The sequence below is a fragment of the Phenylobacterium sp. genome, assembly GCF_031181185.1.
In the GTDB taxonomy this organism is placed as follows: Bacteria; Pseudomonadota; Alphaproteobacteria; order Caulobacterales; family Caulobacteraceae; genus Phenylobacterium.
Map to the genome: position 1 here is coordinate 1 of NZ_JAPSKZ010000046.1, position 22,916 is coordinate 22,916.

Consider the following 22,916-nt stretch of genomic DNA (forward strand, 5'->3'; position numbering starts at 1 on the left):
TACGGATATAACCGCTGGTTGTACGTTTTCTCGGCGGCGGGCGCGCGCCGGCCGCCGCCCTCAAACCGGGGGGACTCTCGACAGCCCAGGGGTGACCGCAAGCTCGAGGAGTTCGAACCATGAAGAAGCTTACTCTTGCCCTGGCCGCCACAACCGCGCTGACGCTGGGCGCGGGCGCCGCGGCGGCCCAGAGCCGATGGATGCCGATGATCGAGCGTCAGGCGATCGTCGAGGACCAGATCGAGGCGGGCCTCGCCTCGGGATCCATGAGCGACGCAGAGGCGCGGATGATCCGCTCCGAGATGTACGCCCTGGTGGCCATGGAAGGCCGCTATCGAATGAACGGCCTGTCGTGGGGCGAACGCCGCGACCTGGACCGGCGCTATGCCGGCCTGCATGACCGGATCGAGTTCGCCATGGCCGACATGGACGGCGCGGAACTCGCCTCGCTCGAAGACCGCAAGCTCCGCCTGGACCGGCGGATCGAGCAGGGCCTGCGCTCGGGACAGCTGACCAACGACGAGGCCGAGCTGTTGCGCGACGAGTTCGACGATCTGGCGGCGCTAGAGGCGCGCTACCGCGTCGGCGGCATCTCGGCGTGGGAACGCGCCGACCTCGACCGCCGCATGGACGCGCTGGCCGACCGAATCGGCGACGAGCGGACCGACCCCGACCGCGAGTACGGCTACAGCCGCTACTAGCGGTCCGCCAGACCTCATAGCGGGCGGCGGGAAGGCGCAGGCCTTCCCGCCGCCTTTGCGTCTTCCCATCTGAGCCCGATGCCGGCGAGCGCCCAGCCCAGTCTGTTCGAAGCCTCTCCGCCCGCCGGGCCGGAGGGTTTCGCCTATCGCCCGGAGTTCGTGAGCGAGGCCGAGGCGCAGGTGCTGATGGCGCATTTGGCGGAGCTGCCGTTCGAGCCGTTCCAGTTCCGCGGCTACGAAGGCCGCCGCCGTGTCCACTCGTTCGGCTGGCGGTATGACTTCAACGGCCCTGGTCTGGTCCCAGCGGAGCCGATGCCGGACTGGCTGATCCCCACACGAGACCGCGCCGCCGCCTTCGCCGGTTTGCCACCCGAAGGCTTCCAGCACGTGCTGATCAACGAGTACCGCGAGGGTGCGCCGATCGGCTGGCACCGCGACCGGCCGGTGTTCGAAAAGGTTGTGGGCGTGTCGCTGGGCGCCGCGACGGTCATGCGTTTCCGCCGGCGGGTGAGGGAACGGTTCGAGCGGATCAACGTCCCGCTGGCGCCGCGGTCCGCCTACCTCCTCGACGGCCCCGCCCGGACGGAGTGGGAGCACAGCCTGCCTGAGGCGGTCGCGCTGCGCTACTCCATCACGTTCCGCAACTTGCGGGCCTAGATTGTTTCCAGCCAAGTAGAAGTCTTCCGCCCAGCGGCGGGTTTATCCCCGCGGCCGTGAACGCCGATCTGTGGACCTCGAGTTTCACAGAGAGGACGTCTTCCAGTGCAGTTCCAGAAGTTCGCGGCCGCCGGCGCGCTCGCAGCCCTCGTCATCTCGGCGGGCGCGGTTCAGGCCCAGGACGCCTTCACCCGCAAGCCGACCGAGGTTCGCGCCGGGACCTACAGGCTGGATCCCGAGCACTCCAAGATTACCTGGTTCGTGAACCACCTGGGATTCTCGACCTATGCGGGCCAGTTCGCCGGCGCCTCGGGCGTCCTGACGCTCGACCCCAAGGCGCCCGCCGCTTCGAAGCTGGAGGTGACGGTGAAGGCCGACGATGTCGGCACGCTGAACGCCGCCCTCGACAAGCATCTGAAGTCGGCTGACTTCCTCGACACCGCGAAGTTCCCGACAGCAACGTTCAGGGCGACCCGGATCGTGGTCGAAGGCGATGGAGAGGCCGACATCCACGGCGAGCTCACGCTCCGGGGCGTGACAAAGCCCATCGTCATCGAGGCGGAGTTCAACCAGGCAGGCGTCAATCCGCTCGACAAGACGTACACCGTGGGCTTCGACGGCGAGGCCAAGCTCAGGCGGTCGGACTTCGGGATCACCTACGGCCTGCCGGCCGTCGGCGATGAGGTCACTCTCAAGATCGAGGCTGAATTCAAGGCCGCCTCTTAAGGAAAAGGGCCGCCCCGGAGGGCGGCCCTTCGATCGTCCGGTGTGCGCCGGCGCCTAGAAGATCTCGAAGAGTCCTGCGGCGCCCATGCCGCCGCCGACGCACATGGTGACGACGCCGTACTTCGCGCCGCGGCGCTTGCCTTCGTACAGCAGGTGCGCGGTGCAGCGGGCGCCGGTCATGCCATAGGGGTGGCCGATCGAGATCGAGCCGCCTGAGACGTTCAGCTTCTCGTTCGGGATGCCCAGCTTGTCGCGGCAGTAGAGCACCTGGCTCGCGAAAGCCTCGTTCAGCTCCCAGATGTCGATGTCGTCGATGGTCAGGCCGTTGCGCTCCAGGAGCTTCGGGATCGCGAAGACCGGTCCGATGCCCATCTCCTCGGGCCCGCAGCCGGCCACGGCCATGCCGCGGTAGGCGCCTAGAGCCTCCAGGCCGCGCTTCTCGGCTTCCTTGCGTTCCATCAGCAGCACCGCCGCGGCGCCGTCCGACAGCTGCGAGGCGTTGCCGGCAGTGATGAACTTGCCCTCGGGCACGTAGCGGCCGCCCTTGAACACCGGGTTCAGCTTCTGGAGGTCGGCGAGCGTCGTCTGCGGGCGGTTGCCCTCGTCGGCGGAGATGGTGATCTCCTTGTCGGCCGTCTCGCCGGTCTCCTTGTTGACCAGCACCTTCATGACGGTGGTCACCGAGACGATCTCGCTGGCGAACCGGCCCTCTGCCTGGGCCTGGGCGGTGCGCTGCTGCGACTGCAGGGCGTACTCGTCCTGCGCCTCGCGGCTGACGCCGTAGCGCTCGGCCACGATCTCGGCCGTCTCGATCATCGAGGTGGCCAGCTCCGGCACGTGCTCGCGCAGCCACGGATCGGCGGCCATGAAGCGGTTCACCTTGTCGTTCTGCACCAGGCTGATCGACTCGATGCCGGCGCCGATGGCCACCGGCGCGCCGTCGTTGATGATGTACTTGGCGGCGGTCGCCACGCCCATTAGGCCCGAGCTGCACTGACGGTCGATGGTCATGCCCGAAACGGTGTTCGGCAGGCCGGCGCGCAGGGCCGCCTGGCGGGCGATGTTGTTGCCCGTCGTGCCCTGCTGCAGCGCGCAGCCCATGGCCACGTCGTCGATCTCGCCTGGATCGACGCCGGCCTGATCGACCACCGCGCGGATCGCTTCCGCGCCCAGCGTGGCGCCGTAGGTGTTGTTGAAGGCGCCGCGGTAGGCTTTGCCGATGGGGGTCCGCTTGGCGGCGACGATGACGGCTTCGCGCATCAAGAAATCCTGACGTTACGTGAGGTGACGGGTGGAAAAACGGCGGGCCGCCTGAGGCGCCCCGCCGCTTCGGTTTCGGTCTCTAGGCCTTCAGGTCCGAGAACTTCTTGCCCTCGGCGACCAGCTTCTCGAGCAGGGCCGACGGCTTGAAGTCGTCGCCCATGGAGCCGTGGAATTCCTGCATCTTGGCGAGCACCTTTTCGGGGCCGACCTGGTCGCCGTAGTGCATCGGGCCGCCGCGGTAGACGGGCCAGCCGTAGCCGTTCACCCACACCACGTCGATGTCGGACGGACGGATGGCCTTGCCCTCTTCGAGGATCTTCGCGCCCTCGTTGATCATCGGATAGACGCAGCGCTCCAGGATCTCCTGGTCGGAGATCGTGCGGGCGTTGATGCCCTTCTTGTCCCGGAAGTCCTGGATGATCTTCTCGGTCACGGGGCTCGGCTTGGCCGTGCGGTTCTCGTCGTAGTCGTAGAAGCCCGCGCCGGTCTTCTGACCGCGGCGGTCCATCTCGCAGAGGACGTCGCGCAGGGTCTCGCCCTTCGAGTTCTCCTTCACCCAGCCGATGTCCAGGCCGGCCAGGTCGCTCATGGCGAACGGACCCATGGGGAAGCCGAAGTCGTACAGGACCCGGTCGATATCCCACGGCATGGCGCCTTCCAGCACCAGCTTGTTGGCCTCGCGCTGGCGCTGGCTCAGCATGCGGTTGCCGATGAAGCCCGGGCAGACGCCGGCCAGCACGGCCACCTTGCCGATCTGCTTGCCCAGCTTCATCGAGGTGGCGATCACGTCCTTGGCCGTATGATCGGCGCGGATCACCTCCAGGAGCTTCATGACGTTGGCCGGCGAGAAGAAGTGCAGGCCGATGACGTCTTCCGGCCGGGTGGTGGCCGAGGCGATCTCGTCGATGTTGAGATAGCTGGTGTTCGTCGCCAGGATCGCGCCCTTCTTGGCGATCTTGTCGAGCTTGGCGAAGACGTCCTTCTTGATGTCCATCCGCTCGAAGACGGCCTCGATGATGAGGTCGCAGTCGGCGAAGTCGTCCATGCTGAGCGAGCCGGTCAGCAGGCTCATGCGCTTCTCGGTCTGCTCGGGGATGGCGCCGCGCGAGCGCTCGTAGTTCTTGCGGATCGTCGCGATGCCGCGGTCCAGCGCCTCCTGCTTCACCTCGACGATCGTCACCGGGATGCCGACGTTGAGGAAGTTCATGGCGATGCCGCCGCCCATGGTGCCGGCGCCCAGGACGCCCACCTTCTTGATCGGGCGCGTCGGGGTGTCGTCCGGCACGTCCGGGATCTTCTGGGCCTGGCGTTCGGCGAAGAAGTAGTAGCGCTGGGCGGCCGACTGCGGGCCGGTCATCAGCTCCATGAACATCTTGCGCTCGGCCGCGAGGCCTTCGTCGAAGGAGTTCGAGTTCACCGCCGCCTCGATGCAGCGGATGTTGTATTCCGGGGCCAGGAAGCCGCGGAACTTGCGGGCGTTCGCCTTGCGGAAGTTCTCGAAGATCTCGGGCTTGCCCTTGGCCGCTTCCAGCTTGGCGTTGTTGTCGCGCACCTTCACCAGCGGCTTGTTCTCGGCCACAAGCTTCCGGGCGAAGGCGATGGCGCCTTCCTTCAGCTTGCCCTCTTCGACGATCTCGTCGACCAGGCCCATCTCCAGGGCCTCCTTGGCCGGGGCGTGGCGGCCCGAGGTGACCATCTCCAGGGCCTTCTCGACGCCGGCGATGCGAGGCAGGCGCTGGGTGCCGCCGGCGCCCGGGAGCAGGCCCAGGTTCACTTCCGGCAGGCCCAGCTTCGCGGACGGCACGGCCACGCGATAGTGGGCGCACAGCGCCACTTCCAGGCCGCCGCCCAGGGCGGTGCCGTGGATCGCCGCCACCACGGGCTTGTGCGAGTTCTCCATCATGCCCTGGACCTCGGGCAGGCTCGCGCCCTTCATGGCCCCGCCGAATTCCGTGATGTCGGCGCCGGCGATGAACGTACGGCCGTCGCAGATCAGCACGATCGCCTTGGCGTCGCTCTCGATCGCCTTCTGGAAGCCCTGGTACAGGCCGTCCCGGACATTGGCCGACAGCGCGTTCACGGGCGGCGAGTTCAGGGTGATGACGGCGACGTCGCCTTCCTGGCTCAAGGTGGTGACGGAGTTGATCTCGCTCATGCCGGTTCCCTCGCTTGATGTCTGAAAATCAGGTTCGCCGAAAATTCCTGGCGGGCTCCAATTCAAACGCTTGTTATAGACCTCTACCGAGGGGGCCAAGCTGAAATTGGTCCTGCAAGAGGGAGGGCGCGATGGCGTCGGATCTGTTCTCATTGGAAGGGCGCACGGCGCTCGTGACCGGCGGTTCGCGAGGCATCGGCAAGATGATCGCCCGCGGCTTCATCGACCAGGGCGCACGTGTCTACATCTCTTCGCGCAAGGCCGACGCGTGCGACGCCACGGCGGCCGAGCTGGGGCCGAACTGCATCTCGCTGCCGCAGGACATCTCCACGACCGAAGGCGTGAAGGCGCTCGCCCAGGCGATCACCGCCCGCGAGCCCAAGCTGGACATCCTGGTGAACAATGCCGGCGCGGCCTGGGCCGCCGATTTCGACGAGTTTCCCGAGAGCGGCTGGGACAAGGTGATGAACCTGAACCTGAAGTCGCCCTTCTTCCTGACGCAGGCCCTGCATGGCGCGCTGAAGGCCGCGGCAAGCGACGAACAGCCGGCCAAGGTGATCAACATCGCCTCGATCGACGGGATCGCGCTCAATCCGCTCGAGACCTATTCGTACCACGCGTCCAAGTCGGCGCTCATCTACCTGACCCGCAGGATGGCGGCGAAGCTGATCAAGGACCGCATCGTGGTCACCGCGATCGCGCCCGGTCCCTTCGCGTCCGAGATGAACCGGGCAGCGCGCGACCAGTCGGAAGCGGTGGCCAAGCGGGTGCCTCTGGGCCGCATCGGCCGCGACGACGACATGGCCGCCACGGCGATCTTCCTGGCCTCGCGCGCCGGCGACTATGTGGTCGGCGCGACCATCCCGGTCGACGGCGGCGTGGCGCTCGCCACCCTGCCGCGGGAAGCGATCGCCGGCTGAGGCGGCACAGTTTGGGCCCGTTCTGCGCTATGGGAGTATCTCGCTCCCATAGCCGAGCCTGCCCTTGACCGAAGAGACCGCCCGCAAAGCCCGACCCCTGCGCCTGATCCTGGCGCTGGTCGGCGTGGCGCTGGTCCTCGTCGCGGCCCTTACCTGGCTGAACCGCAAGAGCCTGGCGCGAGAGGCGCTCACTGGCTGGCTGCGGTCGAAGGGCGTCGCGTCCGAAGCCGAGGTCTACGCCATCGGGCCGTCCAGCTTCGCGGCGCGCCTGCGGATCGGCGATCCCGCACGGCCCGACTTCCAGACCGCCCGGGCCGACGTGCGCTATCGCTTCAAAGGCTTGGGCGTGGAGGTGCTCTCGGTCACCCTGCGTGAGCCTGTGCTGCGCGCCGCGGTCCGCGGCGGCAAGCTCAGCGTCGGCAGCCTCGATCCGCTGATCGAGGAATTCCGCCGCCGCCCGCCGCGGCCGGACGCCGCCAAGCCGCGGATCGCCATCGACGACGGCGTGCTGTGGCTCGCCACCGACTACGGCCCGCTGCGGGTCACCGCCGACGCCCGGGTCGAGGACAACAAGCTGATGTCACTGGCCGCCGCCGCCGATCCGGCGCGGCTTCGCGGACGCGGCCTCGCCGCCGAGACCGGCCGGGCGACCGTGACGGTGACGACCGTCGGTCCGCGGGTATCCGCTCGCCTGGATGCTCCCATCGCCCGGGTGAGCTCCGGCGATCTCGCCTTGCAGGACGGCCGGCTTAGCCTGACCGCGGAGGCGCCCTATCCAGACCTGGTGAAGCGCCGCGGCGACGGGGCCGTCACCCTGAACGTCCGGCTCGTCGCCGACCGGGCTGCGGCCGGCGAGCAGGGCTTCCGTGGCCTGCACGCCCGCGCAGGCTTCGTGGGTTCGTCCCGCGGCTGGATCCCGGACCTGGCCGTGACCGGCCAGGCCACGGCCGATGTCCGGGCGGCGTCGGGCGATCTGGGGCCGGCGGAGGCCAGGGGCGTGCGGCTGGCGCTCGCCAGCTCCGACATCCGCTGGACCCGAGCCGGAGGCGACCGTGTTTCCGCGACGCTGAAGGCCAATGCGGTGCTCGATCGCGGCCAGGCGGCGGGCCTGACGCTGACCCGCACGACGCTCAGCGCCCAGGGTCCCGTGTCGGCGGCCAAGGACGGCTTGCGCGCGGCGCTGTTCGGCAGCCTCGTCGGCCACGGCGCCTACGCCGGCCTGGGCGCGCCGACGGCCCAGGACACCGGCGACATGGTGGACATCAAGCGCGCCCTGCGCGGCTTCGACCTCGCCGCGCCGCAAATGCAGGTGACGCTCGCCCCCGGCGCCGCGCCGATTTTCGGCCTGCGGCAGCCGGCGGTCCTGCGTCCCGACAGCGGCGGAGAGGTGCGGCTGGCGAGCCTCGGGGCGGACGACTGGCGGCTGACCGCGCGGGGCGGAGGCCTGCCCGACGTGGACGTCACGGCCCGCAATCTCACGCTTGCGGACGGCGGGGCTTCGGCCGGGCTCACCTTGAAGGCGGCGCTGGACCTCGGCCCCATCGAGCGCGGCCGTGTGCACGCCGCCGGCCGGCTGCGGATTGCGGCTGGCGCCCTCACGCTGGTCGGCAGCCGCTGCGCGACCTTCACGGCCGAGAAGCTCGAGTTCGGCGAGAACGACGTGGAGAAGCTCTCGACCCGCCTCTGTCCGGGCTCCGAGCCGCTGTTCCGGATGACGGGCGCCGATTGGAGGATCGCCGGCCGCGCAGAGGCCGCCGCGGCCGATGTCCCCTTCCTGCAGGCGGGCGCGCGCGACGCCGCGGGCCCGGCCGCGCTCGGCCTGAAGGGCGGACGCCTCGACGCCGACGTCCGCATCGACCGCGCTCGGGTGGTGGATTTGGCGCCCGAGACCCGGTTCCATCCGCTGGCCCTCACTGGGACCGCGCGCGCCCGGCGCGACGCCTGGACCGCCGACCTGGACCTCGCCGCTCCGGGCGGCGCCCGCGTCGCGCATGCGGCGCTGACCCACGACGGCCCGTCGGGCCAGGGCCGGGTCGACATCGACACCGGCGTGCTGACGTTCGCAGAGGGCGGCCTGCAGCCGGCGCAGCTCTCGCCCCTAGCCGCCGCCCTGGGCTCGCCGGCCGCCGGGCAGGCCCGCTTCGAGGGCGGTTTCGCCTGGAACCCCGACGTGGGCATCAGCGCCGGAACGCTGACCGTTCCGCGGCTCGACTTCCAGTCGCCGGCGGGCCGCATCACCGGCCTGTCCGGAATGCTCACCTTCACCAGCCTGGCTCCGCTGGTCGCTGCGCCGGGCCATGTGGTCAGCGTCGAGCGCCTGGACGCCATCGTGCCGGTCACGAACCTGCGCGCCGAGGTCGGCCTGCGCGACGAGGTCCTCACCATCACCGGCGGCGAGGCGGTGGTCGGCGGCGGCCGAATCGAGATCGAGCGCCTCGAGCTGCCGCTCGACCCCAAGGCCCCGCGCAAGGGCGTGCTCTCTGTGGAAGGCGTCCAGCTGCACGACCTGGTCGAGGCCTCGCCCTTCGGAGACAAGGTCGACTTCGACGCCAAGGTGACCGGCCGCATCCCCTTTGAGGCCATCGGCAATCGCGTCCGCATCGCCAGCGGAACGCTGAAGGCGATCGAGCCCGGGCGGCTATCGATTCAGCGCGAGGCCCTGGTCGGCGTGCAGACCGACCCGATGGCGGTCGAGGCGGGCGCCGCCGCCCCACTGGTCAACGAGGCCCAGGCCAATGCGGCGATCACCGACTTCGCCTACCAGGCCATGGAGAATCTGGCGTTCGAGGAGCTGGAGGCCACTCTCAACAGCCGCGAAGACGGCCGCATGAACGTGCTGTTCCGCATCGTCGGCCGGCACGATCCGCCGAAGCGCCAGGAGATCCGCCTGGGCCTGATGGACCTGATCCGTCGCCGGTTCCTCGACAAGCCCCTGCCGCTGCCCTCTGGCACGCAGGTGAACCTGACCCTCGACACGACGCTCAACCTGGACGATCTCTTGGCCGACTACGCCGAGTATCAGCGGCTACGCAGTTCAGGCCCGGTTCAGCCCTGACCGTGGAATGCTGGCCGCGACAACACAAGGAGACCGCTCGCGATGATCCTCCGCCGACAGGCCGCCCTGGCCGCTGGAGCCCTGGCGCTCACAGGGGCCGCCGCCTGCACGCCGACCGTCCGCGTGGAGGTCGCGCCCATCAACATCTACGCCAAGCTGGACGCGGACGTCCGGCTGCGTCTGGACGAGGACGTGAAGAGCCTCATCCAGCAGAACCCCGAACTGTTCTAGGAGGACATGGCTATGAACGGACGTGACCTCATGGGCCTCGGCGGCTCGGTCGGGGCGGCGGTGCTGGCCGCCCTCGTCGCCGCCACCCCCGTCGTCGCCCAGGCGATGAACGCCAAGGCCGCAGTCGACGCCGCCAAGGCCCAAGGCCTGGTCGGCGAGCAGGCCGACGGCTTCCTGGGCTTCGTGAAGCCCTCGTCGGACACGGCGCTGCGCGCGGCGGTCGAGGAGATCAACCGCGGCCGGGCCGAGCTGTACCGCAAGGCCGCCGCCGAGAACGGCGTCAGCCCGGAAGCGGCGGGCGCCTCGGCCTTCACCACGGTCGTGCAGACGAAGCTGAAGCCGGGCGAGTTCTACAAGCCGGCCGGCGGCGGCTGGGTGCGCAAATAGCCGAACCGAGGTGGCGACGGGGGGCTTCCACGGCCTGAACGGGCGGACGCAGGGCATCCTCCTGATGTCGCTCGCCATGCTGGTCATCCCCGGCGTGGACGGGCTGGCGAAGGCGCTGTCGGCCCACTACTCGCCGCTGATGATCGGCTGGTGCAGCTTCCTCTGCGCCGCCGTTCTGGTGACGCCCGTCGCCGTCCGCCTGCACGGCCGGTCGATCTTCCCCCAGGAGCACCGCTGGCTGCATCTTCTGCGGCTGGTGTTCCTCGTCAGCGCGGCCACCCTCTACTACCTGGCCGTCGCGCGCATTCCCCTGGCGACCGCGGTCAGCGCCTACTTCATCGGCCCCATCGTCGCTTCGGTCCTGGCGGTGGCGGTGCTGAAGGAGCGCTTCACGTCGATCAAGCTGATCAGCCTGGCGCTCGGGGTCGCCGGCGCCCTGGTGATCCTGCAGCCTGGCGGCGCCCCGCCCGATCCCGGCCTGCTGCTGGCTTTCGCCTCGGGCGTCGCCTTCGCCTGCTTTCAGGTGACCACACGCAAGATCGCGGGCGGCGCGGGGCCCTTCCAGACCCTCGCCTTCCAGTACCTCGTGGGGCTTCTCCTGCTGGCGCCGCAGGCGGCCCTGACCTGGACGACCCCTCGGCCCGAGCACCTCTGGATGTTCGCCGGCATGGCGGTGATCGGCCTGACCACCCACGTCCTTTCGGTGCTGGCCTACCGCCGCGCCGAGGCCTCGACGCTCGCGCCGCTCAGCTATCTGGAGCTCTTGGGCTCTGCCGCCATCGGCTGGCTGGCGTTCGGCGACCTTCCCGGCGGTCCGGTGGTGCTCGGCGCGTCGCTTATCGTCGGCGCCGGTCTCATTTTGCTGCGCCGCACGCCCGCGCCTTCGGCGGAAGCGATCCCGGCGCGGGATTGAAGCGACGGATGAGGGGTCTCACTGAGCCCCCGCCAAGTTGTCCCGTGAGCCTGACGACGGCGCCGAGAAACCCCTCATCGCACCTGCTAGGCAGCTCTAATCCAGCACCCGGTACGCGGGCAGCGTCAGGAATTCCTCCAGGCTGTCGGACAGGCACATGTCGAGGAAGATCTTCTGGGCCTCGGCGAAGCGGCCGCCCTCGAAGGCCGCGGGCGGCAGCGTCTGGCGCAGGCCGGCCATCTCCTCGTCGGTCAGCTGGCGCACGAGCTCCGGCGTCACCGTCCGGCCGTCCGACAGCGTCCCCTGGTGGTACAGCCATTGCCAGATCTGGGTGCGGCTGATCTCGGCGGTCGCCGCATCCTCCATCAGGTTGTAGAGCGGCACCGCGCCCCGGCCGCGCAGCCAGGCCTCGATGTACTGGACGCCGACGCGGATGTTCTCGCGGAGGCCCGCCTCGGTCCGCTCACCGTCGTGGACGGCCAGCATGTCCTCGCGGGTGACCGTGATGTCCTCGCGCAGCTTGTCCAGCTGGTTCGGACCCGGCATCAGCCGGTCGAACACCTCCATGGCGACGGGCACCAAGTCGGGGTGCGCCACCCAGGTGCCATCGTGGCCATTGGTCGCCTCGCGCTCCTTGTCGGCGCGCACCTTGGCGAAGGCGGCCTCGTTGGCGGCCGGGTCGCCCTTCACCGGGATCTGGGCCGCCATCCCGCCCATGGCGAAGGCTCCTCTGCGGTGGCAGGTCTGGATCAGCTTGAACGAATAGGCCTGCAGGAAGGCCTGGCCCATGGTCATCACCGCCCGGTCCGGCGTCAGCGCGTCCGGCTGGGCCTTCAGGCGCTTGATGAACGAGAAGATGTAGTCCCACCGGCCGCAGTTCAGGCCCGCCATGTGGTCGCGCAGTTCGTAGAGGATCTCGTCCATCTCGAAGGCGGCCGGCAGGGTCTCGATCAGCACCGTCGCCTTGATCGTCCCGTTCGGGATGCCCAGCGTCTCCTGCGCGAACACGAACACCTCGTTCCAGAGGCGCGCCTCCAGATGGCTCTCCATCTTCGGCAGGTAGAAGTAGGGCCCCGAGCCGGCCGCCAGAGAGGTCTTGGCGTTGTGGAAGAAGTAGAGGCCGAAGTCGAACAGGCCGCCGCTCATCTCCTCGCCGTCGACGAGGGCATGGGCCTCGGGCAGGTGCCAGCCGCGGGGGCGCACGATCAGCGTCGCGACCTTGTCCTTGAGGGCATAGCTCTTGCCGGTGGCGGGATCGGTGAAGCCGATCTTGTTCGCCCAGCGGTCCTTCAGGTTGATCTGGCCGTCGATCATGTTGCGCCAGGTGGGCGAACTGGCGTCCTCGAAGTCGGCCATGAACACCCGCGCGCCCGAGTTCAGGGCGTTGATGATCATCTTGCGGTCAACCGGTCCGGTGATCTCGACGCGGCGGTCCAGGAGGTCGGCGGGGATCGGGGCCACCTTCCAGTCGCCCTCGCGAATGGCCTTCGTCTCCGGCAGGAAGTCGGGCTTGGCGCCGGCGTCGAACCGCGTCTGCCGCTCTTCGCGCAGAGCCAGCAGCTCCAGCCGGCGGTCGTTGAAGCGGCGGTGCAGCTCGGCCAGGAACTCGAGCGCCTCCGGGGTCAGCACCTCGGCGTCGCGGCCCTCGATAGGTTGGGTCAGCTGCACGGCAGGCCGCGTTTCGAGGTCGAGCGACATTGGGGAATGCTCCGGAACGTCGAGGGCGCGAAGAAAAGAAGGCTCCCCGCTCGGGCCCTCGGAGAGGAGCGGGGAGCCTAAGATACTAGCCGATCAGTTCGGCAGCACGAGATGCTCGGTGGCGATCGCGTAGCGGGCGGTGGCGAGGCTGCGGGTCTCGTCCGACTTCCGCCGCCAGGCCGCGCGGGCCTCCTCGCGGCTGTCGTACGGGCCCAACACCTCGGGCGCGCCGTGCTTCAGGGACTTGAAGGCCGTGCAGCTGTATTCGCCGCCGACGACCCAGAACCGTTCCTTCGTCATCATCGTCACCAAAGGCGGCCCGGCGTGACCGGGCCGGCCTCCTCCTGCTCCCTTAGGCGAACTGGTTCATCGTGTTGTGGACGCCGCCGGCCTTCAGGGCCGCTTCGCCCGCGAAGTATTCCTTGTGGTCGTCGCCGATGTCCGAACCGGACATGTTCTGGTGCTTCACGCAGGGAACGCCCTTGCGGATCTCCTCGCGCTGGACGCCCAGGACGTAGCCCAGCATCCCCTGCTCGCCGAAGTACTCCTTGGCGAGGTTGTCGGTGCTCAGCGCGGCCGTGTGGTAGGTGGGCAGCGTGATCAGGTGGTGGAAGATGCCCGCCCGCTTCGCGCCATCGGCCTGGAAGCTCTTGATCCGCTTGTCGGCCTCGATGCCCAGGTCGGTGCCGTCGTAGTCGGCGCTCATCAGCTTGGCCTTGTCATAGGCCGAGACGTCCTTGCCTTCCTTCGCCCAGTCCTCGAACACCTGCTCGCGGAACTTCAGGGTCCAGTTGAAGGACGGGCTGTTGTTGTAGGCGAGCTTGGCGTTCGGGAAGACCTCGCGGACGCGGTCCACCATGCCGGCGATCTGGCCAACGTGGGGCTTCTCCGTCTCGATCCACAGGAGGTCGGCGCCGTTCTGCAGCGAGGTGATGCAGTCCAGCACGCAGCGGTCCTCGCCGGTGCCGGCGCGGAACTGGAACAGGTTCGACGGCAGGCGCTTCGGACGCAGCAGCTTGCCGTTGCGGGTGATCACCACGTCGCCGTTGCCGACCTGGGTGGCGTCGATCTCTTCGCAGTCGAGGAAGCTGTTGTACTGATCGCCCAGGTCGCCCGGCTCCTTGGAGAAGGCGATCTGCTTGGTCAGGCCGGCGCCCAGGCTGTCGGTGCGCGCGACGATCACGCCGTTGTCGACGCCCAGTTCGAGGAACGCGTAGCGGACGGCCCGCAGCTTCTGGATGAAGTCCTCGTGCGGAACGGTCACCTTCCCGTCCTGGTGGCCGCACTGCTTCTCGTCCGAGACCTGGTTCTCGATCTGGATGGCGCAGGCGCCGGCCTCGATCATCTTCTTGGCCAGCAGATAGGTGGCCTCGGCGTTGCCGAAGCCCGCGTCGATGTCGGCGATGATCGGGACAACGTGCGTTTCGAAGTTGTCGATCTTGTCCTGGATCTGCTGCTCCTTCGCAGCGTCGCCGGCCTCGCGGGCGGCGTCCAGCTCGCGGAACAGGCCGCCCAGCTCACGGGCGTCGGCCTGCTTCAGGAAGGTGTAGATCTCTTCGATGAGCGCCGGGACGCTGGTCTTCTCGTGCATGGACTGGTCCGGCAGCGGACCGAACTCCGAGCGCAGGGCCGCGATCATCCAGCCCGAGAGGTAGATGTAGCGGCGCTTGGTGGAGCCGAAGTGCCGCTTCACGGCGATCATCTTCTGCTGGGCCACGAAGCCGTGCCAGCAGCCCAGGCTCTGGGTGTATTGCGAAGGGTCGGCGTCATAGGCCGCCATGTCCTTGCGCATGATGTCGGCGGTGTACTTGGCGATCTCCAGGCCGGTCTTGAACCGGTTCTGCAGGCGCATGCGCGCCACGGCTTCCGCGTCGATCCCGTCCCAGGTGCCACCCTTGCTCTTGATGAGCTGGGCCATCTCGATGATGTGGTCTTGGTACGCCATGCGCCTCTTCCGATCTTTGACAACTCGTCCGGGCCACTAACGCTTGAATTTGCTTGGGGTCGAGCGCTATGGCCCAGGCAAAAGGCGTGAGTGTCACAGCAGCACCTTGTAAATCTTGTAAAACTGTGACAATGCGACAGCCATGGCGCTGGGATCCACCGATCGGAAGCTGTTCCTGGGCGCGCGGCTGAAGCGGCTGCGGCGCGAGTTGGGGCTGACCCAGACTCGCATGGCCGAGGATCTCGGCGTCTCGCCCAGTTACCTGAACCTGCTGGAGCGGAACCAGCGGCCGGTCACCGCCCAGGTGCTGCTGCGCCTGGCCGAAGCCTACGACCTCGACCTGAAGACCCTCTCGTCGGATCCGGAGTCCAACAGCGCCACAGGCCTGGCCGAGGTCTTCTCCGACCAGCTGTTCCGCGACCTGGGCGTCGCCCGGCACGAGATCAGCGAGGTGGCCGACAGTGCGCCGGGCGTCTCGGAAGCCATCGTCCGGCTTTACCGCGCCTATCTCGACCAGCGCCGGCTGGGCGAGCTGGGCCACGCCGGCCGGCCGGAGGAGGGCGCCTTCGAAAGCTCGGTGGTCACCCCGTCCGACTGGGTGCGCGACTACATCCAGACCCAGAAGAACTACTTCGGCGAGCTGGAAGAGGCGGCCGACCGGCTCGTCTCGGAACTGAGGCCGGAGCCGCAAGACTACGCCATCGCCGCCCGTTCACGGCTGCTTTCCAAGCACAACGTGCAGGTCCGGGTGGTGCCCGTCGAGGTGCTGCCCGAGAGCGTCCGGCGGTTCGACTATCACCGGAAGCGCCTGTTCCTGTCCGAAGTCCTGACCGGCGCCGGGCGGTCGTTCGCGCTGGCCTATCAGCTGGCGGTGCTCGAGCACGGCGAACTGCTGAACGCCCTGGCCGATCGCGCCGGGCCGCCGGACCGACCGACGCGCTCCCTGGTCAAGGTCAGCCTCGCCAACTACCTGGCCGCCGCCCAGCTGATGCCCTACCAGGCCTTTCACGACGCGGCCGAGCGCACCGGCTACGACATCGAGCTGATCCGCGCCCGGTTCGGCGTCAGCTACGAGCAGGCCTGCCACCGGCTGACGACGCTGTCGCGGCCCGGCGCCCGCGGCGTGCCGTTCTTCATGGTCCGGGTGGATAGCGCCGGCAACGTGTCCAAGCGGTTCGCCGGCGGCACCTTCCCGTTCTCCCGCTTCGGCGGCGCCTGCCCGCGCTGGAACATCCATTCCAGCTTCCGCACGCCCGGTCGGATCGTCACCCAGGTGATCGAGACGCCGGACGGCCAGCGCTACTTCACCCTTTCCCGCACGGTCTCGCGGATCGCTTCGCCGTACGCGGGGGAGGACGCCGAGCTGGCCGTCGGCCTTGGCTGCGAGCTGAAGTACGCCGAACGGCTGGTCTATTCCCGCGGCCTGGACCTGAAGGAGCCCGTCGCCACCGCTATCGGCCCGGCCTGCCGGATCTGCGAGCGCCCGGCCTGTCCGCAGCGGGCGGCGGAACCCATCACCCGCACGCTCACCGTCGACGACTTCACCAAGTCGATCTCGCCTTACCCCTTCGCCTCCACCTGACGTTGCGTCCACCCCCTTTGCGCCGAAGCTCGTTCCGGGGCAGAAAGGCGCTTCAGGGAGTTTCTTTCATCCATGCCTCCACGGAGCGCGGCGGCGCGATCAACGGACAGGTTCGAACGCAAGCGCGAGGCCATCCTGGATGCGGCGACCCGCATCCTGAACCGCAAGGGCGTGAAGGGGCTGACGCTCTCGGACGCCGCCGCGGCGGTGGACCTCTCGACCACCAGCGTCACCTACTACTTCAAGCGCAAGGACGACCTTGCGGCCGCCTGCCTGATCCGCGGGATCGAGGCGTACTACGACATGGCCGAAAGCGCTCTGGAGCGGTCCACGCCGTCCGATCGCCTGCACGCGCTGCTCACCCTCTATTTCGAGCGCATGCGTCAGGCCGTGGCCGAGGACGCCCCGCCGCTGCCGGTGATCTCGGACATGCGGGCTCTCAACGAGCCCCGCCGCGAGGAGGCCGCCCAGGCGTACGGGCGCCTTTTCCGCAAGGTGCGCCAGATCTTCGACGCGCCCGAACTCGCCTGGATGTCCCGCGGCCGGCGCACGGCCCGCACCCGCATGCTGCTGGAGCAGCTGTTCTGGGCTCACAACTGGCTGCCGAAGTACGACGCCGAGGACTACGTCCGCGTCCGTGACCGGATGCACGACATCCTCATGAACGGCGTGGCCACGGAAGAGGACGCCTGGACGCCCCAGCCGATCCGCATGGAGGAGCTGGCCGCCCGCGAAGGGCCGGAGCTGGCGCGCGAGACCTTCCTGCTGGCCGCCACGCGGCTGATCAACAAGCGCGGCTACCGCGGCGCATCTGTCGATAAGATCTCGGCCGAGCTGAACGTCACCAAGGGCAGCTTCTACCACCACAACGACGCCAAGGACGACCTGGTGGTCGCGTGCTTCGAGCGCACCTTCGAGGTCATGCGCCGCGGCCAGCGCCTGGCCATGGAGCTGCCGGGCAGCGAGTGGGACCGGCTGTGCGCCTGCGCCGCCGCCCTATGTGAGTTCCAGCTATCCGACCACGGTCCGCTGCTGCGCACCTCGGCCCTGACGGCCCTGCCGGAGCAGATGCGCCGCGCCACCGTCGAACACGCCAACCGCGTGTCGGACCGCTTCGCCTCGATGATCTCGGACGGCATCGCCGAGGGCTCGATCCGCCCGGTCGATCCGGTGATCGCCGCCCAGATGCTGAACGCCACCCTGAACGCCTGCGCCGATCTGGGCTCGCTGGTGCCCGACGTCCGGCCCAAGGCGGCGCCGGCCGTCTTCGCGAAGCCCATGATGATGGGCGTCTTCAAGCACTAGCTGCGGGGCGGGATCGGCTCCGGCGCGGCCTCGCCCGAGCCGATGCCCGGCCCGGCCTCGTCGGCGGCCGCCTTCACGGCGCGCTCGGCGATCGTGCGCAAGTTCTCCTCGTGTCGAGCCCGGTTGATGCCGTAGGCGCACAGGCAGGCGATCGCGATCCCGTAAAGTCCCACGATGGTTGGGATGTAGGCCAGGCCCAGGCTGCGCAGCACCTCGTCGCTCACCTGGCCCCGCTCGGCCTCGCGCGGGAAACTGGCGAACGCCAGCACGGATGTGGCGATGAACACGCCCGCGCCCGAGATCATCTTGCGGAACAGCCCATTGGCCGACAGCAGCAGCCCTTCCGACCGCCGGCCGGTCTTCACCTCCGCATCCTCCACAACGTCGGCGACGACGGCGGCGAGCAGGATGGCGGTGGCCGAGGCGAAGGTCGCATTGATGATCTCCTCGCCGTAGATCAGCGCCAGCAGCTCGGGCGTGCCGTTGGCGGGCGCCAGGCCCAGCAGGCGCAGCGAGACCGGAGTGATGTGGACCAGGACCGCGGTGCCGAACACCGTGATCAGGCCGCGCTTCTTGCCCAGATAGCGGCTGACGATTGGCGCCAGGGCCACGCCGATGAAGCCGCCGATCACGCTGATGGTCGCCAGCGTGGCCAGTTGTGACTGCCTCAGCTCCCAGAAATAGAGGCCGAAGTAGATCTCCAGGCCGTTCCGCGCGCCAACCGCGACGCCGATGAACATGATTGCGAAGGCGCTCGCCAGGAACGAGCGGTTGTTGAGGGTGTGGAACACCTCGACCAGCATCGCCTTCAGCGTGATCTTGCGCGTGGGCGCCGGCGTCAGGTGGGGAATCTGCTTCGCCGTGCCGAGCGTGGAGATCAGGATCGTGCCGAGAATGATCAGGGCGCCGGTCAGGGCGTAACCGAAGTAGCCTTCGCGGGCGAGAACGCCGCCCGTGCCGTCCGGCCGCTCCCGCAGGAACACCTGATAGGCCAGCACCGTCATCCCCAGGCCGCCGATGACCTGGAAGAAGTGGCGCATCGCCAGCAGGTTGGTGCGCTCATCGTACTCGTAGGCGAGCTCAGGGGCGAGCGCCTGGTGGGGCATCTCGAAGAAGGTGTCGAAGAATCGGACCGCGAGCACGCAGACCAGCAGGTAGACCCCAAGCGCCGTGTCGCTCCAGCCCTGTGGCGGGTTCCACAGGAGGAAGAAGGCGATGGCGTAGGGCAGCGCCGCGGCCAGCATGAACGGGTGGCGGCGCCCCCAACGCGAGCGGAAATTGTCTGAGACCTGGCCAACGATGGGGTCGATGAGGGCGTCCACGACAAGAACGACCATCAGGATCGCGCCCACCATCTGCGGCGGCAGTCCGACGACCTGGTTGTAGAAGACCACGAGGAACGTCGAGAGCGCCCGCAGCTTCAGGTAAGTGGCCGTCCCGCCGACGGCGTAGGCCAGTTTGGTGGCAAGGCCCAGGCGCGGCCGTCCGGCCGCCGTCGCTGACGCGGTCATCCTCGCGATGTCCTCCCGCCGCGGAAAGGCGCGGCAAATTTCTCGTCAGGGCCTCTCGAGGGGCCCGCTAATGGGCGAACGCTGCGCGCGACGGCGCCGCCGCGTCAACGTGTTTGATCTTTCAGCGCCGACACACGGCCGCATGGTTCACCCGGCGGTGAGCACGACCTTGCCGACGTGGGCGCCGGCTTCCAGGTGGGCGTGGGCGGCCGCCGCCTCGGCCAGCGGGAAGGTCCGGTCCACCTGCGGCTTCACCTGGCCCGCGGCGACCCACGGCCACACCACCCGCTCGACCTCGGCCGCCAGCCGGGCCTTCTCGTCGGCGTCGCGGGGCCTGAGGGTGGAGCCGGTAATCACCGCCCGCTTCTGCATGATCCGGAAGATCGGCACGGTGATCTCGCCGCCCGCCTGCGCGGCGATGTAGACGATCCGGCCGCCCGTCTTCAGAGCGTCCAGGTTCTTCGCGAAGTAATCGCCGCCCACCATGTCCAGCACCACGTCGACGCCCCCCTGGGCCTTCGCGGCCTCGGCGAAGTCCTCGGCCGTGGCGTCCACCGCCACGTCCGCGCCCAACCGCCGCGCCGCCTCGGCCTTGTCGGCGCCGCGGGCCGTGGCGATCACCCTCGCGCCGGCCGCCTTGGCCATCTGGATCGCCGTCGTCCCGATTCCGGACGTGGCGCCATGTATCATCAGCGTCTCGCTGGCCCGCAAGGCGCCGTGCTCGAACACATTCGCGTAGACGGTGAAGACGGTCTCCGGCAGGCCGGCGGCTTCCTCGAACGATAGTCCGTCGGGGACCGGCAGAGCGTGCCGGGCGTCGCAGACGGCGTATTCGGCATAGCCGCCGCCGCCTAGCAAGGCGCACACCCTGTCGCCGACCTTCCAGCGGCCCGCCGCCTGGACGACCTCGCCGGCGACTTCCAAGCCAAGGGTGTCCGGCGCGCCCGGCGGCGGCGGATAGAAGCCGTTGCGCTGGACGACGTCGGGCCGGTTCACGCCTGCCGCCCGCACCCGGATCAGCACCTCTCCGGCCTTTGGCGCAGGAGCGGGCATGCGCACAGCCTTGAGGGCCGAAGCCGGCCCCTTGCCGCCCTGGATGGCGATGGCGGTCATATCCGTGACACTCATGCGACGCTCCAAACCTTGCGCGGCGGCCCTTTGCGAGGTTGGATAGCGCGCAATCGCGGGGGACCGGAAGGGAGCAGGCGCATGGAAGAGCCAGCAGACATTCGGATCGGCCGCGGTCAGAGACTAATGGAAGCCGTCCGCGAGGACCTCGAGCTCTACGGGGCCGCGGAGCTCGAGGAGCGGATCGAGATCCTCCAGGCCGAGATCGCCCGGGTGAAGGCCCAGCTGGACCGCAAGCGTGCGGGCCGCGCCGCCGCCGACGCCCTGTTCTCGCCGCCGGCCGGCTGACATCACTGGCACGCCCGTTGCAGGGGCAGGCCCTATACGGATCAAAAGCGTCCAGACGCGAAAAGAGCTGAAGACCCGATGCCAGAAATCAACGCCTTCGGCCCTGCCTGGCGCGCGGACGTGATCCAGGATTTCGCCCGCTCCGAACTCTTCGAGCGCACCTTCCAGGAAGGCATGGAGCTGGTCGAGGAGACCGCCGCCTACCTGGATGGCGCCGGCCGCCAGGAATCCAAGCTGCTGTCGCGCAACGCCGCCCTGGCCTACGCCTCGGAGAGCATGCGGCTCACCACCCGCCTGATGCAGGTGGCCTCGTGGCTCCTGGTCCAGCGCGCGGTGCGAGAGGGCGACATGCCGCCCGCCGCGGCCTGCGAGGACCGCTACCGCCTGGCCGAGGAGCACGTGCGGGGCGACGACGGCGCGGAGGACCTGCCGGCGCCCCTGCTCATGCTGCTGGACCGGGCCGAGCGGCTCTACGAGCGCGTCCGCCACCTCGACCGCCGCATGTACGTGGAAAGCGCGGACCAGCCCGCGCCGGCCAATGCGGTGCTCAACCACCTCGACCGGCTGAAGAGCGCCTTCGGGACCTAACCCGCCTTCTTCGCGCGGTTCAGCGCGGCCGCCGCCTGGATCAGCGCCTTGAAGGCGGTCGGATCGAGCTCGCCGCCCTCAGGGACGTCGATCGCCCGGCGGGTGTTCCCGTCCAGGCTCGCATTGAACAGCCCCGCCGGGTCCGGCAGCGACGCGCCCTTGGCGAAGGTCAGCTTCACCGCCTTCTTGTAGGTCTCGCCGGTGCAGAGGATGCCGGCGTCTTCCCACACCGGCACGCCGCCCCACTTCACGGTCTCGACGACGTCAGGGCAGGCCTCATGGATCAGCGCCCGCACGCGCGCGAGCGTCTCACCGCGCCAGTCGCCCAAGTCGGCGATCTTGGCGTCGATATCCGGGTGGCGGCTCATGCCCGCCTCGCCACGTAAGGCCGCACGAACATGTAGAGCCCCGTCAGCATCAGCGGGATCAGCGGGACGAGCGCCGCAAGACCGATCCACACCGCGTCGGCCTTCATCACCATTGCGGCGATGTTGGCGATCACGGCCAGCACGAAGATGATCGACAGCCAGCGGTGCGTTCGCCGGATCCAAAGGTCCCAGTTCAACTGCGTCTCCTCCCTCAGTCGATCTTCGCCAGCAAGTGTTCCAGCCCGTCGAACAGCCGCGGCCAGCCGGCCATCGCGCCGCGGTAGGCCTGCTGCTGCTCGGGCCGGAAGCCCACCTGCTCCATGCGCAGGCGCGTGCCCGCGCCGTTGGGGGTCAACGTCCAGGTGACGGTGCTCTCCAGCCCCATGCCGTTCCAGGTGTAGGCCAGCGTGCGGTGCGGCTCGACCTCGAGCACTTCGCAGTCCAGCCCGCCCCAGGTGTCGCTCATCTGGAAGGCGCGGCCGACCACCGGCTGGAAGTCGTTCTTCATCAGCCACTCCTCGATCAGGTGCGGCTGGGTCAGGGCGCGCCAGACCTTCTCTGGCGGGAACGGGATGTCGCGCTCGACGACCACCGACAAACGCTCGTCTGCAGCCTGGCTCATTGGTCCATTCTCTTCAGCAGGTCTTCCAGGTCGTCGAACTTCTTCTCCCAGAACCCGGCGAGGTCCCGGGTCCAGTGGACCAGCGGCGCGAGCGCCCCGATGTCCGCGCTGTAGTGGGTCTGGCGCCCGGCGTGCCGGTCGCGCACCAGCCCCGCCTGCTTCAGCACGGCTAGGTGCTTCGACACGGCCGGCTGGGAGACGCCGGCCTGAGCCGTCAGGGCGCCGACCGTCTGCTCGCCCTCTCGGCACAGCCTTTCGAACAGCGCCCGGCGCGTCGGGTCGGCAAGGGTCCGAAACAAAAGGTCTGGCGTTGGAGATATCAACTCATAACTCGTTGGCTATGAGTAACCTATAGCTACGGAGTTATGCGTCTGCAACCCGCGCCGTGCGAGAAAGTATGTTAGCGCTATCTTGTCAGGCCGCGGCGGACGTGTACCGATGTTCGCGAGGAAACGAGGCGCGGGCCGATGCCCGCCGCGGGGGCATCCATGACGCCGGCCCAGCTGAGCGTGGTCTTCTTCCTGGAGCTGCTGGTCATCGTCGCCGCCGCACGGCTCTTCGGCTGGCTGGGCCGGCGCTTGCTGGGCCAGCCGCAGGTGATGGGCGAGATGATCGCTGGCATCGTGCTAGGCCCGTCGCTGCTGGGCATGCTCGCCCCCGAACTCCAGGCCGTCCTGTTCCCCGAGGCCGCCAAGGGCGCGCTCTACGTCTGCGCTCAACTTGGGGTCGGCCTCTACATGTTCCTCGTGGGGCTCGGCTTCGACGGCGGCCACTTCCGATCCAACGTCCGCAGCGCGGGCGCGGTGTCGGTGGCGGGCATGGCCGTCCCGTTCCTGGCCGCCATGCTTCTCGCGCCCTGGCTGCTGGGCGTGC

General features: G+C 68.8%; 24 protein-coding genes. 13 read left to right on the top strand and 11 right to left on the bottom strand.

The window, feature by feature from the left end; all coding sequences use genetic code 11:
• The first annotated feature begins 119 nt into the window (after positions 1-119).
• The 3 genes from RIF93_RS07850 to RIF93_RS07860 all read left to right on the top strand — a co-directional run bounded on the left by RIF93_RS07850 (position 120) and on the right by RIF93_RS07860 (position 2,084).
• Positions 120-701: a hypothetical protein gene (locus tag RIF93_RS07850; protein WP_309090100.1), complete on the top strand. Its 582-nt coding sequence runs from the start codon at positions 120-122 to the stop codon at positions 699-701.
• A gap of 78 nt (positions 702-779) precedes the next feature.
• Entirely contained in the window at positions 780-1,358 is a 579-nt protein-coding gene (locus RIF93_RS07855; RefSeq protein ID WP_309090102.1) for an alpha-ketoglutarate-dependent dioxygenase AlkB, read from the top strand.
• A gap of 105 nt (positions 1,359-1,463) precedes the next feature.
• Positions 1,464-2,084: a YceI family protein gene (locus tag RIF93_RS07860; RefSeq protein ID WP_309090104.1), complete on the top strand. Its 621-nt coding sequence runs from the start codon at positions 1,464-1,466 to the stop codon at positions 2,082-2,084.
• A 54-nt stretch (positions 2,085-2,138) separates the two neighbouring features.
• Here RIF93_RS07860 and RIF93_RS07865 read toward each other — a convergent pair whose 3' ends face one another.
• Together RIF93_RS07865 and RIF93_RS07870 are read right to left on the bottom strand one after the other, a co-directional pair.
• The gene (locus tag RIF93_RS07865; RefSeq protein ID WP_309090106.1) at positions 2,139-3,344 is read right to left on the bottom strand and encodes an acetyl-CoA C-acyltransferase; all 1,206 of its coding nucleotides are present in this window, start codon (positions 3,342-3,344) and stop codon (positions 2,139-2,141) included.
• A gap of 82 nt (positions 3,345-3,426) precedes the next feature.
• Positions 3,427-5,502, bottom strand: coding sequence for a 3-hydroxyacyl-CoA dehydrogenase NAD-binding domain-containing protein (locus RIF93_RS07870; RefSeq protein WP_309090109.1), 2,076 nt, complete (start codon positions 5,500-5,502; stop codon positions 3,427-3,429).
• A gap of 131 nt (positions 5,503-5,633) precedes the next feature.
• Here RIF93_RS07870 and RIF93_RS07875 point away from each other — a divergent pair, with 131 nt between their 5' ends.
• From RIF93_RS07875 to RIF93_RS07895, 5 genes are all read left to right on the top strand, one after another.
• Positions 5,634-6,422, top strand: a complete 789-nt coding sequence (locus tag RIF93_RS07875; RefSeq protein WP_309090111.1) for an SDR family oxidoreductase — start codon at positions 5,634-5,636, stop codon at positions 6,420-6,422.
• 64 nt (positions 6,423-6,486) lie between these two features.
• Positions 6,487-9,477 carry a YdbH domain-containing protein gene (locus RIF93_RS07880; protein ID WP_309090113.1) on the top strand — a complete coding sequence of 997 codons (2,991 nt, stop codon included), beginning with the start codon at positions 6,487-6,489 and terminating at the stop codon, positions 9,475-9,477.
• Between the two features lie 42 nt (positions 9,478-9,519).
• Positions 9,520-9,708: a YnbE family lipoprotein gene (locus RIF93_RS07885; RefSeq protein ID WP_309090115.1), complete on the top strand. Its 189-nt coding sequence runs from the start codon at positions 9,520-9,522 to the stop codon at positions 9,706-9,708.
• A 12-nt stretch (positions 9,709-9,720) separates the two neighbouring features.
• Entirely contained in the window at positions 9,721-10,095 is a 375-nt protein-coding gene (locus RIF93_RS07890) for a YdbL family protein (protein ID WP_309090117.1), read from the top strand.
• Positions 10,096-10,105: 10 nt separating this feature from the next.
• A complete protein-coding gene (locus tag RIF93_RS07895; RefSeq protein ID WP_309090119.1) occupies positions 10,106-11,008 on the top strand; it encodes a DMT family transporter in 903 nt (300 codons plus the stop codon).
• Between the two features lie 96 nt (positions 11,009-11,104).
• Here RIF93_RS07895 and aceB read toward each other — a convergent pair whose 3' ends face one another.
• From aceB to RIF93_RS07910, 3 genes are all read right to left on the bottom strand, one after another.
• Positions 11,105-12,706, bottom strand: a complete 1,602-nt coding sequence (gene aceB, locus RIF93_RS07900) for a malate synthase A (RefSeq protein WP_309090121.1) — start codon at positions 12,704-12,706, stop codon at positions 11,105-11,107.
• Between the two features lie 93 nt (positions 12,707-12,799).
• On the bottom strand, positions 12,800-13,009 hold the full coding sequence (locus RIF93_RS07905; RefSeq protein WP_309090123.1) for a DUF4170 domain-containing protein: 210 nt from the start codon (positions 13,007-13,009) through the stop codon (positions 12,800-12,802).
• A 49-nt stretch (positions 13,010-13,058) separates the two neighbouring features.
• A complete protein-coding gene (locus RIF93_RS07910) occupies positions 13,059-14,651 on the bottom strand; it encodes an isocitrate lyase (protein WP_309090125.1) in 1,593 nt (530 codons plus the stop codon).
• Positions 14,652-14,793: 142 nt separating this feature from the next.
• On the opposite strand from RIF93_RS07910, the gene RIF93_RS07915 reads away from it, so the two are divergent.
• Both RIF93_RS07915 and RIF93_RS07920 read left to right on the top strand, forming a co-directional pair.
• On the top strand, positions 14,794-16,233 hold the full coding sequence (locus RIF93_RS07915) for a short-chain fatty acyl-CoA regulator family protein (protein ID WP_309090127.1): 1,440 nt from the start codon (positions 14,794-14,796) through the stop codon (positions 16,231-16,233).
• A 72-nt stretch (positions 16,234-16,305) separates the two neighbouring features.
• On the top strand, positions 16,306-17,538 hold the full coding sequence (locus RIF93_RS07920) for a TetR/AcrR family transcriptional regulator (RefSeq protein ID WP_309090129.1): 1,233 nt from the start codon (positions 16,306-16,308) through the stop codon (positions 17,536-17,538).
• Here the strand turns inward: RIF93_RS07920 and RIF93_RS07925 are convergent.
• Both RIF93_RS07925 and RIF93_RS07930 read right to left on the bottom strand, forming a co-directional pair.
• Positions 17,535-19,049 (bottom strand): MFS transporter, encoded by a 1,515-nt coding sequence (locus tag RIF93_RS07925; protein ID WP_309090130.1) that lies wholly within the window; start codon positions 19,047-19,049, stop codon positions 17,535-17,537. The two genes, RIF93_RS07920 and RIF93_RS07925, sit on opposite strands and share 4 nt — an antisense overlap.
• Positions 19,050-19,196: 147 nt before the next feature.
• The gene (locus RIF93_RS07930; RefSeq protein WP_309090132.1) at positions 19,197-20,177 is read right to left on the bottom strand and encodes an NAD(P)H-quinone oxidoreductase; all 981 of its coding nucleotides are present in this window, start codon (positions 20,175-20,177) and stop codon (positions 19,197-19,199) included.
• Positions 20,178-20,258: 81 nt separating this feature from the next.
• On the opposite strand from RIF93_RS07930, the gene RIF93_RS07935 reads away from it, so the two are divergent.
• Together RIF93_RS07935 and RIF93_RS07940 are read left to right on the top strand one after the other, a co-directional pair.
• Positions 20,259-20,465 (top strand): DUF1192 domain-containing protein, encoded by a 207-nt coding sequence (locus RIF93_RS07935; protein WP_309090134.1) that lies wholly within the window; start codon positions 20,259-20,261, stop codon positions 20,463-20,465.
• Positions 20,466-20,543: 78 nt separating this feature from the next.
• Complete coding sequence (locus RIF93_RS07940) at positions 20,544-21,053, top strand: DUF1465 family protein (protein WP_309090136.1); 510 nt, start codon at positions 20,544-20,546, stop codon at positions 21,051-21,053.
• Here RIF93_RS07940 and RIF93_RS07945 read toward each other — a convergent pair.
• Genes RIF93_RS07945 through RIF93_RS07960 form a run of 4 tightly spaced genes read right to left on the bottom strand, consistent with a single transcriptional unit; the run spans position 21,050 to position 22,363 of the window.
• Positions 21,050-21,421: a DUF1801 domain-containing protein gene (locus RIF93_RS07945; protein WP_309090138.1), complete on the bottom strand. Its 372-nt coding sequence runs from the start codon at positions 21,419-21,421 to the stop codon at positions 21,050-21,052. The two genes, RIF93_RS07940 and RIF93_RS07945, sit on opposite strands and share 4 nt — an antisense overlap.
• The gene (locus tag RIF93_RS07950; protein ID WP_309090139.1) at positions 21,418-21,618 is read right to left on the bottom strand and encodes a hypothetical protein; all 201 of its coding nucleotides are present in this window, start codon (positions 21,616-21,618) and stop codon (positions 21,418-21,420) included. The genes RIF93_RS07945 and RIF93_RS07950 overlap by 4 nt, the downstream gene beginning before the upstream one ends.
• Positions 21,619-21,632: 14 nt before the next feature.
• Positions 21,633-22,043: an SRPBCC domain-containing protein gene (locus tag RIF93_RS07955; protein ID WP_309090141.1), complete on the bottom strand. Its 411-nt coding sequence runs from the start codon at positions 22,041-22,043 to the stop codon at positions 21,633-21,635.
• Positions 22,040-22,363, bottom strand: coding sequence for a metalloregulator ArsR/SmtB family transcription factor (locus RIF93_RS07960; RefSeq protein WP_309090145.1), 324 nt, complete (start codon positions 22,361-22,363; stop codon positions 22,040-22,042). Before RIF93_RS07960 ends, RIF93_RS07955 begins: the two co-directional genes overlap by 4 nt.
• Positions 22,364-22,510: 147 nt before the next feature.
• On the opposite strand from RIF93_RS07960, the gene RIF93_RS07965 reads away from it, so the two are divergent.
• Positions 22,511-22,916, top strand: a 406-nt coding sequence (locus RIF93_RS07965; protein WP_309090143.1) for a cation:proton antiporter, incomplete at its 3' end; no start/stop codon positions are given.